General features: G+C 68.4%; 10 protein-coding genes. 4 read left to right on the top strand and 6 right to left on the bottom strand.

Features of this window, described 5'->3' with window-relative positions:
- Positions 1-242 precede the first annotated feature (242 nt).
- Positions 243-734 carry a transglycosylase family protein gene (locus tag ABW137_RS05830; RefSeq protein ID WP_526397826.1) on the top strand — a complete coding sequence of 164 codons (492 nt, stop codon included), beginning with the start codon at positions 243-245 and terminating at the stop codon, positions 732-734.
- On the opposite strand, the gene ABW137_RS05825 is transcribed toward ABW137_RS05830, so the two are convergent.
- Genes ABW137_RS05825 through ABW137_RS05810 form a run of 4 tightly spaced genes read right to left on the bottom strand, consistent with a single transcriptional unit; the run spans position 706 to position 3,467 of the window.
- Positions 706-1,359: a VOC family protein gene (locus ABW137_RS05825; RefSeq protein WP_526397800.1), complete on the bottom strand. Its 654-nt coding sequence runs from the start codon at positions 1,357-1,359 to the stop codon at positions 706-708. The two genes, ABW137_RS05830 and ABW137_RS05825, sit on opposite strands and share 29 nt — an antisense overlap.
- Positions 1,356-2,522, bottom strand: coding sequence for an FAD-dependent oxidoreductase (locus tag ABW137_RS05820; protein ID WP_526397798.1), 1,167 nt, complete (start codon positions 2,520-2,522; stop codon positions 1,356-1,358). Before ABW137_RS05820 ends, ABW137_RS05825 begins: the two co-directional genes overlap by 4 nt.
- Before the next feature lie 28 nt (positions 2,523-2,550).
- A complete protein-coding gene (locus ABW137_RS05815; RefSeq protein ID WP_526397796.1) occupies positions 2,551-3,081 on the bottom strand; it encodes a PaaI family thioesterase in 531 nt (176 codons plus the stop codon).
- Complete coding sequence (locus ABW137_RS05810; RefSeq protein ID WP_526397794.1) at positions 3,078-3,467, bottom strand: winged helix-turn-helix transcriptional regulator; 390 nt, start codon at positions 3,465-3,467, stop codon at positions 3,078-3,080. The genes ABW137_RS05815 and ABW137_RS05810 overlap by 4 nt, the downstream gene beginning before the upstream one ends.
- Before the next feature lie 24 nt (positions 3,468-3,491).
- Between ABW137_RS05810 and ABW137_RS05805 the strand changes: the two genes are divergently transcribed.
- Positions 3,492-4,853 (top strand): MFS transporter, encoded by a 1,362-nt coding sequence (locus ABW137_RS05805; RefSeq protein WP_526397792.1) that lies wholly within the window; start codon positions 3,492-3,494, stop codon positions 4,851-4,853.
- A 50-nt stretch (positions 4,854-4,903) separates the two neighbouring features.
- Here ABW137_RS05805 and ABW137_RS05800 read toward each other — a convergent pair whose 3' ends face one another.
- Together ABW137_RS05800 and ABW137_RS05795 are read right to left on the bottom strand one after the other, a co-directional pair.
- The gene (locus ABW137_RS05800) at positions 4,904-5,122 is read right to left on the bottom strand and encodes a hypothetical protein (RefSeq protein ID WP_526397790.1); all 219 of its coding nucleotides are present in this window, start codon (positions 5,120-5,122) and stop codon (positions 4,904-4,906) included.
- Positions 5,123-6,454, bottom strand: a complete 1,332-nt coding sequence (locus ABW137_RS05795) for an ammonium transporter (protein WP_526397788.1) — start codon at positions 6,452-6,454, stop codon at positions 5,123-5,125.
- Between the two features lie 211 nt (positions 6,455-6,665).
- Between ABW137_RS05795 and ABW137_RS05790 the strand changes: the two genes are divergently transcribed.
- Both ABW137_RS05790 and ABW137_RS05785 read left to right on the top strand, forming a co-directional pair.
- Entirely contained in the window at positions 6,666-7,319 is a 654-nt protein-coding gene (locus tag ABW137_RS05790) for a helix-turn-helix domain-containing protein (RefSeq protein ID WP_526397786.1), read from the top strand.
- A 166-nt stretch (positions 7,320-7,485) separates the two neighbouring features.
- Positions 7,486-9,474, top strand: coding sequence for a S9 family peptidase (locus ABW137_RS05785; RefSeq protein ID WP_526397784.1), 1,989 nt, complete (start codon positions 7,486-7,488; stop codon positions 9,472-9,474).
- Positions 9,475-9,491 lie beyond the last annotated feature (17 nt).

The raw sequence follows: 9,491 nt of genomic DNA, 5'->3' as shown, positions 1-9,491 counted from the left end.
GGTACTTCACGATTGCATCACGACGTACGAATGGCGCCAGGCGACACGCCCGGCGCCATTCGCCACTTTTGCCCCATCTACCTCGTCTTTCTCTGGCGTCCATCACGACACGGTAAAGAACTTGAGTTTCTTCTGTAACAGGTGAGGGTAGTCACACGAATCACTGAATGACCGCGTCAATTACGCAGTGCCTGTCAGCGGTCCTCGGGTCAAACGGTCGGGGAAGGACCGCAACCATGAAGATGCACAGTGTTCGTCAGACAGTCATCACCGCCCTCAGGATGATCACGCTTGCCGGGGCCCTCGCCATCGCCGCACTTGCGGTCTCGATGGGCACGTCGGCAGGCACCGCCAACGCGGACTCCATGAACTGGGACGCCATCGCACAGTGCGAATCGGGCGGCAACTGGGGGGCGAACACCGGGAACGGCCACTACGGCGGACTCCAGTTCAAGCCCGCGACCTGGGCCTCCAACGGTGGCATGGGGTCGCCGGCGACCGCGTCGCGGGAGGAGCAGATCCGCGTCGCGGAGAACGTTCTCGTCAGCCAAGGCTCGGGCGCCTGGCCCAAGTGCGGTGCCCAGGGCGGCGCCCCCACGATCTGGAACGTGTCGAACTCCACCGCCGCGCCGACCGGCTGCCAGGCGATGCCGACCAACGGCTTGCTCGGATTCGTCAACTTCCGCCAGATGTGCACCGCCCTACTCAACCCGCTGGGGACGTTCGGACGCTGAACTCGTTACCGTCCGGGTCGACGAGGTGCTCCGGGTCGACCTGGTGCTGCGGGTCGACGAGGTGCTCCGGGTCGACGAGTGAGTCCGGCCAGTCGGACACGGTCCACCGCCACCGGTTGGGAGCCACCCGCTGGTCGTCCACCTCGTTGAACTTCCACACGACGTCGAAATCTCGCGTCACGTCCATCCAGCCTGCGCACCCGGAGAGATAGCGGGGCACCCCATCCGGGCCGGGATCGACATCCGCGCCGACCGCGGCCGCCCACCACGCGGCCAACCGCCGGGGGTCGGAGCTATCGGTGCAGATCGCGAACACCTGCGCCAGGGGCACCGGTTCGAGAGCCGGCTCGATGAACGCGCAGAACTCATTGCCCTCGACGTCGGCCATGGTGGCCCTCATCGGCGGGTAGTCGTCCAGCACAGTGGCCCCCAAGTTCAGCAGGACCGCTAGCTCGCGGACGTAGACGTCGAAGTGCACCCGGTTCTTGACGGTCTTCGGCTGCCGCTCCGACTCGACTGTCATCAGGCGTCCGAAGACCTCGTCGCCGAGCGCGGCGCGCCAGAAGCGCGTCACCGCCGTTGGGTCCGCCGCCTCGACGACCAGTGGACCGAGGGTGACGGTCATCGCTCGACGGGAAGGACGAAGGCCGAGCGCCCCGCCACCGCCGCGAGGTGGCGCGTCAGGACGACTTCGGGCACCACGGCCGACGCCCGCATCGCCGCGGCGCTGAGAAGCGCGGGCTGTGCGTTGACGATCCGGCCCACGAGTCTGGACTCTAGTGCCAATGCGCGAGTCCGCGGCTTGCGGAACGCCGCGAATCTCGCGAACACCCCTGGAAGGTCGGCGGGAAGGGTGGGTCCAGAACCGAGGACGTGCGCCAGCGTGGCGGCGTCCTCCAGCCCCTGGCAACCACCCTGCCCCAGGTGGGGGCGCATCGGGTGCGCGGCGTCCCCGACGATGACGACGGGACCTCGCGACCACTGGCGGGCCACCTCGCGGTCGTAGAGGTCATTGCGCAGCACGGCGTCCTGGTCGGTCGCGTCGAGCAGCGCCGGGATGGGGTCCGCCCACGCTCGGTACTTGGCGCGGAGGTAGGCCAGTTCGCCGACGGGTGAGGCGGTGCCCTCGGGGCGGCGTTCGGTGCCGAACCAGTAGGTGTGGTCGGGCCCGAGGGGTACGTGGCCGAATTCGGTTCCGGCGCCGACGGTCTCGCCCGCGAGCTCGAGGTCCAGGGCATGCTCGGCGATGCCGCGCCACGCGGTGTAGCCCGCGTAGCGGTGGCGCAGCGACCCGTTGAGATGGCGCGCCACCATCGATCCGACACCGTCCGCACCCACCACCGCGGCGACGTCACGAATGCTGTTGTCCGACATCGTGACCCGTACGCCCGTCGCGGTGAGCACCAGCTCCTCGGCGGCGAGGCCCGATTCGATGGTGCCGTCGGCCAGGGCGTCGACGAGCAGGTTCGTCAGCACCGCGCGCCGCACCACCACCAACGGTTCGCCGAGCGCCTTGACGATGCGCTCCGGGGCGGGGTGCCGAAGCCACGAGCCATCCGACCACCGCATGGCGCCCGCTGCGACGCGCCCGCCTGCGGCACGGACGGCGTCGCCGAGCCCGATCTCGTCGAGAGCGGCCAGGGCGTTGGGCCAGATGCTGATCCCGGCGCCCACCGAGGTATCGATGCGCTCCTCGACGATCGTCGCCTCGAAGCCGCGGCGCTGGAGCGCCACCGCGGTCGCCAGCCCTGCGATCCCTGCGCCAACGACCAGAATTCGCTGCGTCACACGACGAAACTAGCCGTCTCGGCTCGACCTAGACGTCGAACACCAGCAACGTGCTCGATGCGGTCGCGACCAGTGCACCTGCCGCGTCGGTCACGACGCCCTCGGTGAAGCCGACCCGCGATCCCGACTTGACCACGGTGCCGGTGGCGGTGAGCAGACCGCTGGATACTCGGACGGCCTTCAGGTAGTTGACCTTGATCTCGATCGACGTATAGCCCTTGCCCTGAGGCAGCGTGCTGTGCAGGGCGCATCCCAGAACGGAGTCCAGCAGTGTGCAGACCAGGCCCCCGTGAACGGCGCCGATCGGGTTGTACGCCGATTCGTCTGGCTGACAGGCGAACACCACCCGACCCGGCTCGGCTTCGACCATCGTGAAGTCCATCAGTCCCGAGATCGGCGGTGGGGGCAGCGTGCCGTCGACCATCGCCCGCAGGTAGTCGATCCCCGGCATGGACAGCCCGGCCGACGTGGTGGGCGCGGGGTCATGCCAGGTGACGACCTTCGAGCGCTTGGCCCCCCAGCCGCGAAGCTCGGTGTCGGCGGTGATGTCGGTGGTCACGTGGTCTCCTCGGATTTGACGAAGGTGCGGTAGCGCGACGGTCGGAGGGGATCGTCGGCGGCGACGGCGTGTTCAGCGCCCCACGCGAGCAAGGCGTCCAGAACGGGAAGCAGGTCCCGGCCCGACGCGGTCAGTCCGTACTCGTCGCGTCGGGGGTGGTCCTGATAGGGCGTCCGTTCGATGACACCCGCGGCCTCCAATGTCCTGAGGCGCGCGGCGATCCGGTCGCGGGGTGCCCCGGTGCCCGCCACGATGGCGCCGAACCGGCTGGCCCCCAACGCGATCTCCCGGACGACGAGCAGTGCCCACCGCTCGCCGACGACCTCCAGCGCGGCCGCGATCGGGCACGGTCGACCCGCCAAATCGGCAAGCGGCACGGTCGACATGGTGTTAGCGTGCCAGGAGTGAGTTTGAAAATCAAACCTAAGTTGAGATCGCTGCGGCCGATCGCGGCAGGCACGGCCCTCGTCCTGGTGACCTACGTGACCCCGATGGGAACCCTCGCCGCGACGGCGGTCGGCGTCGGCGCCGGGCCCGGTGCGCAGGCATGGCTGCTCAGTTCGATGTCGGTCGGCCTGGCGGCCGGGCTGCTGGCTGCGGGAGTAATCGGGGACAACGTGGGGCGGCGACGCGTCTATGTCGCCGGACTGGCCGCGCTGGCCCTCGGCGCGCTCGGTTGCGCCGTCGCGGCCAACTCCGCCGTATTCGTCGCCTGCCGCACCGTCGAGGGGTTGGGCGGCGCGGCCGTGCTGGCCTGTGGTTTGGCCATCCTCGCCAACGACTTTCCCGAGGCGCGCAGCCGCACCCACGCGACGGCGGTGTGGGGGACCAGCGTCGGCGTCGGCATCACGGGTGGGGCGCTACTGGCGGCGGCGTTCGGGGCGACTCGTTGGCGGGAGCCGTACCTGGTGGTTGCGGTGCTCGCCGTGATTCTGTTGTGGCCCAGCCTCTCCCGTATCGGCGAGTCACGAGCGGCCACTCGTCGACGGCTCGACGGCGGTGGGCTCGGGTTGTTCGCGACCGCCATGGTGCTCCTGGTGTGTGCGCTGACCCTGGGCCGGGGTGGCCTACACGTCGTGCCCGTGGTCGTCGGTGCGGCCGGGCTGCTGACGTTGATTGCCTTCGCGATCACCGAACTGCGAGTGCGGGCACCCTTGGTCGAGCCGAAGCTGCTGCGACACTACCGCTTCCGGGCCGCGACCATCGGCTCGCTGACACTCGGTGCCGGCATCATCGCGTCGGTGTCGTTCGTCCCGACATTGGCTCAGGTCGGGCTCGGGTCCGGGCTGTGGGCGGCGAGCCTGCTGGTCGTGGCGTGGTCGGGAACCAGCGTGGCGACCGCGTATCTCTCGCGCCACGTCAAGCGACCCATGCACGGGCCCATGCCGATCGCCGTGAGTCTGGTGGTGGTGGCTGCGGGCCAGGCACTCGGCTACGGGCTGGACGCCGCGTCGAGCCCATGGCGACTGGTGCCGTCGTTGCTGGTGGCCGGGGTGGCGACGGGACTGCTCAATGCACTGCTCGGCCGCGAAGCGGTGGCCAGCGTCGAGGCCGACCGTGCGGCCATGGGGAGCGGGGCCAACAACACCGCCCGCTACTTCGGGGCCGCGGTCGGCATCACCCTGTTCGTGGTGATCGCCACGCACGTGGGCGACGACCTCGCCGCGGGCTGGAACGTCGCCATTCTCGTCTCGACCACGATCTCGCTGCTCGGCGCGGCCGTCGTCGCCCTGGTGGGTCGAAGGCCCCGCGTCGAGGCGGGGGTGTCGTAGGCGTCGTCGGATGTCCTAGACATGTTCTCCCGCAATGAATTACACCCGGATCAGTAGGCGGGAGGCTCGCCTTCGGCGGCAGGTCCCTTCTCGATCGGGGTGTGTTCGATGATGGCCTTGTAGGCGGCGTTCTCGTGCTTGATCATCCGCACGAAGAAGCCCACGAACAGCAGGACCGCCAGGATGAACACGATCCATACGCCGACCGAGAAGCCGCCGAAGGTGAACACCACCGTGGCATCGTCGTAGTTGTCGAATGGGTTGAACATCTACTTCGCCTCCTCGGCGACCAGCAAGTCGGTGCCGTTGACTCGCATTGCGGTGACGGGAATCCCCTCGGGGTACGGGGTGGCGGGCACCTCGGAGAGATCCAGGCCCTGCTCCTCGACCTCCGGCGGGATGCGCAGCATGTTGAGCTTCTTCAGAACCCACGACACCAGGTACGCAGGGATGAAGCCGAGTGCGGCGAACGTCAGTGCACCGACGAGCTGACCCCACAGCGAGATCGGCGGCAGACCTTCGGCATTGGGGTAGCCCGCCAAGAAGATGCCGGCCATCACCACGGAGTACAGGCCGATGCCGCCGTGGACGGAGACCGCGCCCACCACGTCGTCGATCTTGAACTTCTCGATGAGCCTGCCGATGAACGGAATGATGGCGCCGGCACCCAGCGCGATGATGAAGCCCAGCGCGGGGTGGTACAGGTCCATGCCCGATGCGACGCCGATGACGCCTGCCAGACCGCCCGAGATGGTCCAGAAGGGCTCGCCCTTCGACGTCAGGTAGGCGCCGATGATGCCACCCGCGAGACCCATCAGGGTGTTGAACGCGAACGCGGACAACGTCGTCGGGGTGCCGTAGATGGTGGCGTAGCCGGCGTCGGTGTAGATGACACAGCCCATCAGGAAGCCGAAGAATCCGGCGAAGATCAGCATCAGGCCGAGCATCGTGAGCGGCAGGTTGTGCGGCCGGATCGTGACTGCGCTGCCATCGGAACGGAAGCGGCCGATGCGCGGGCCGAGGTTGATCAGGACCCCGAGCGTCGCGAACCCCGCGATCATGTGCACGCATCCGGCGGCACCGACGTCGTGGAAGCCGAGTTTGAGCAGCATCCAGCCTGCGCCGTGCCAACCCCATGCGGCGCCGATGATCCAGACCACCGAGCCGACCAGAACGGTGAGAATCAGGAAGGCGCTGGTGCGGATTCGTTCGAGCACGGCGCCGGACATGATCGATCCGGTGGTCGCGGCGAACAGAGCGAACGCACCCCAGAAGATGCCGCTCGCGGGATCGTCGATGTTCGGGCCCATGTTGTCACTCCACGGCAGGGCCGCCTTGGCCGCGTCGGTCATCTCGATGAACCCGCTCGGCATCGCGTTGTAGAGGAACCAGCCGACGAAGAAGAACGACGCGACGATGGTGGCGAACGCGAGCAGGTTCTTCATCGCCGTGGCCAACACGTTCTTCGATCGCGATGCGCCGACCTCGTAGGCGAGGAAGCCCGCGTGGATGAACATCATCAGCGCGATGGACATCCAGTAGAAGAACTCGTTGTTCGTCGCCGTCATGGACGATATGGCGTCCTCGACTTCTGGGGTCAACGCAACCTCCGGGGGACGGGAACCCCGCGCGGGCGGGTTTCTTGGTAGTGGCCCTGATGTACCAATGGTGTACGAAGCTTGACGCTAGCTGTGGAGTTGTGAAGCACCGGTCACCGCGCGTTAAATCGCGATGAAGTCGAGGCACGTCACGTCGTGACGCTCCGCCCCGATCGCGCGGAGGGGGCCACCCGGGTGAGTAGCGTCGTTCCCCATGACCGACGGTGACCCGCTGCTGCGCAATAGCGTCGGAAGCGCAGTCGAACGCGATCCCGCCGAACCGCTGACCGCCCCCGGCCTCGAGGGCGCGATCGCACGCAACGTCAGGGCGCTGCGGACCCAGGCGGGATTCTCCGTCTCGGAGATGGCGGAGAAGATCGCGATCTCCAAGGCGATGCTCTCGAAGATCGAGAACGCCCAGACGTCCTGCAGTCTGGCGACACTGGCGCGGCTGGCGGCCGGGCTGGACGTGCCGGTGACGTCGCTGTTCCGCGGCGTCGACGCCGAACGAGCCGCCGTCTACACCCCGGCGGGGACCGGACCGCGGATCGCCCGCAACGGAACTCAGGTCGGCCACCACTACGAGCTGCTCGGTGCGCTCCGCGGTCAACACAAGCGGCTCGAATCGCTGCTGGTGACGCTCACCACCGACAGCGAGACGTACCCGCTGTTCCAGCACCCCGGCACCGAATTCATCTATCAACTCCAAGGGGTGATGGAGTACGGCCACGGCGCCTCGGTCTACCGGCTGGCTCCCGGGGATTCGCTGCAATTCGACGGCGAGGGTGCGCACGGTCCGACGACGCTGATCGAACTCCCGATCCGTTTCCTGTCGATCATCGCCTTCCCCGACGGCGCGCCGTACTGACCGTCGGGAGACCGACATCGAGGACGTCTTCGGCGCACCGGTCGGCCCGTGGCCGGGGCGTCTCGTTCCGGGTGGACCCACGGCCGGCCCCGGCGACGCCGATGATCGCGACGGAGAACGGGGTCGACTCGACGCGCGCCGAGCCCACTGTGCTACGCAGGGAGACATGAGCAGCCCGACGCCCTTCGGCGACCTCGATGCATTTCTGGCCATCCCGCGCGTGTCTGGTCTCGCAGTGTCGCCCGACGGAGCTCGTGCCGTGACCACGGTCAGCGAGATCAACGAGGCGGGAACCGAATTCGTGACCGCGGTGTGGGAGATCGACGTGTCGGGGCAGGCTCCGGCGCGTCGGCTGACCCGCGGTGCGAAGGGCGAGTCGGCGCCGGTGCTCACCGCGGCTGGCGACCTGCTGTTCATCGCGTCTCGTCCGACCTCCGACGGCGCCGAGGCGGGCGATGGGCCGCCGGCCTCGCTATGGCGACTCCCCGCGTCGGGCGGCGAGGCCGAGGCGCTGCTCGACCTGCCGGGCGGCGTCGACGCGGTGTACGCGGCCCGCGATGCCGACGTGACCCTGGTGATGGCCGGGTTGATGCCGTCGGCCACCGGTGTCGAGGACGACGGGCGGTTGCGCAAGCTCCGCAAGGACAACAAGGTCTCGGCCCTGTTGCACACCAGTTATCCGGTTCGTCACTGGGATCACGACATCGGGCCTGCGCAACCACACCTCATCGGGCTGGACGGCGTGCGCGACCTGACTCCCACGCCCGGTGACGGGCTTCGGGAAGCGGCCGCCGACGTCAGCGCCGATGGATCCTTCGTCGTGACGTCATGGTCGGTGCCGGGTCCCGACGCGTCGCTGCGCACCGTTCTGGTACGCATCGACGTCGCGACGGGGCAGCGCACGACGATCGCCGACGATCCGGTAGCCGACCTGGGCCGACCGGCGATCTCGCCCGACGGCTCAGCGGTCGCGTTCCTCCGCGAGACACACTCCACGCCGGAGCGAGCGCCGCGGATCACGTTGGCTCTCTTGAAGTTCGGTGAACCGTTCACCGAGCTCGCCACCGACTGGGACCGCTGGCCGAACTCGGTGAGCTGGACTACCGACGGAACGGCGTTGATCGTCACCGCGGACGAGGCGGGCCGGTGCCCGGTCTTCGTCGTCGACCCGGTCACCTCGTCGATCACCCGGCTGACCGCCGACGACTACGGCTACACCGACGTCCGCCCCGCTCCCGGTGGCGTCGTCTTCGCGATCCGCAGCTCGTATGCCACGCCGCCGCACCCCGTTCGCATCGATGCCGACGGCGCCATCACGCGCCTGCCATGCGTCGAGATGCCTGCGCTTCCAGGCGAACTCACCGAGGTGACGGCGACCGCATCCGACGGCACCGAGATTCGATCCTGGCTAACGCTGCCGGACGGTGACGCTCCGGCGCCGCTGGTGCTCTGGATCCACGGGGGGCCGCTCGGCAGTTGGAACGCTTGGCATTGGCGCTGGAACCCCTGGTTGCTGACCGCCCGTGGGTACGCCGTGCTGATGCCCGATCCCGCGTTGTCGACGGGCTACGGTCAGGACTTCATCCAACGCGGTTGGGGAGCCTGGGGATTCGCCCCGTACACCGACCTGATGGCGGCCACCGACGCAGCGCTGGCGCATCCGAGGGTCGACGAGACCCGCTCCGCGGCGATGGGGGGTTCGTTCGGCGGCTACATGGCAAACTGGATCGCCGGCCACACCGATCGATTCGATGCGATCGTCACGCATGCCAGCCTGTGGGCCCTTGACCAATTCGGTCCAACCACCGACGGTGGCTATTGGTGGGCGCGTGAGATGACGACGGCGATGACGGAGCGGAACTCGCCGCACCGCCACGTCGGGGCGATCACCACCCCGACGCTGGTGATCCACGGCGACAAGGACTACCGGGTGCCGATCGGCGAGGGGCTGCGGCTGTGGTTCGAGCTGCTCACACAGTCGGGGCTCCCCGCCGCCGACGACGGCACCAGCCCCCATCAGTTCCTGTACTTCCCGACAGAGGGGCACTGGGTCCTCGCGCCGCAGCACGCCAAGGTCTGGTACCAGGTGGTCCTGGCATTCCTGGGACGCCACCTGCTCGGTGAGGAGTCCGGGCCGCCCGAGATCCTGGGGTAGGGCCCGAGGCGGCCGGG

Source organism: Mycobacterium sp. (assembly GCF_040509115.1).
In the GTDB taxonomy this organism is placed as follows: domain Bacteria; phylum Actinomycetota; class Actinomycetes; order Mycobacteriales; family Mycobacteriaceae; genus Mycobacterium.
Note: the sequence above shows the minus strand (reverse complement) of the source record. Positions and strands in the feature narration are given on the sequence as shown.

What these genes read in the sequence shown, in the direction of transcription:
- ABW137_RS05830 (WP_526397826.1), top strand. Translation starts at nt 243, where the DNA reads ATGCACAGTGTTCGTCAGACAGTCATCACCGCCCTCAGGATGATCACG.
- ABW137_RS05825 (WP_526397800.1), bottom strand. Translation starts at nt 1,359, where the DNA reads ATGACCGTCACCCTCGGTCCACTGGTCGTCGAGGCGGCGGACCCAACG.
- ABW137_RS05810 (WP_526397794.1), bottom strand. Translation starts at nt 3,467, where the DNA reads ATGTCGACCGTGCCGCTTGCCGATTTGGCGGGTCGACCGTGCCCGATC.
- ABW137_RS05800 (WP_526397790.1), bottom strand. Translation starts at nt 5,122, where the DNA reads ATGTTCAACCCATTCGACAACTACGACGATGCCACGGTGGTGTTCACC.
- ABW137_RS05790 (WP_526397786.1), top strand. Translation starts at nt 6,666, where the DNA reads ATGACCGACGGTGACCCGCTGCTGCGCAATAGCGTCGGAAGCGCAGTC.
- ABW137_RS05785 (WP_526397784.1), top strand. Translation starts at nt 7,486, where the DNA reads ATGAGCAGCCCGACGCCCTTCGGCGACCTCGATGCATTTCTGGCCATC.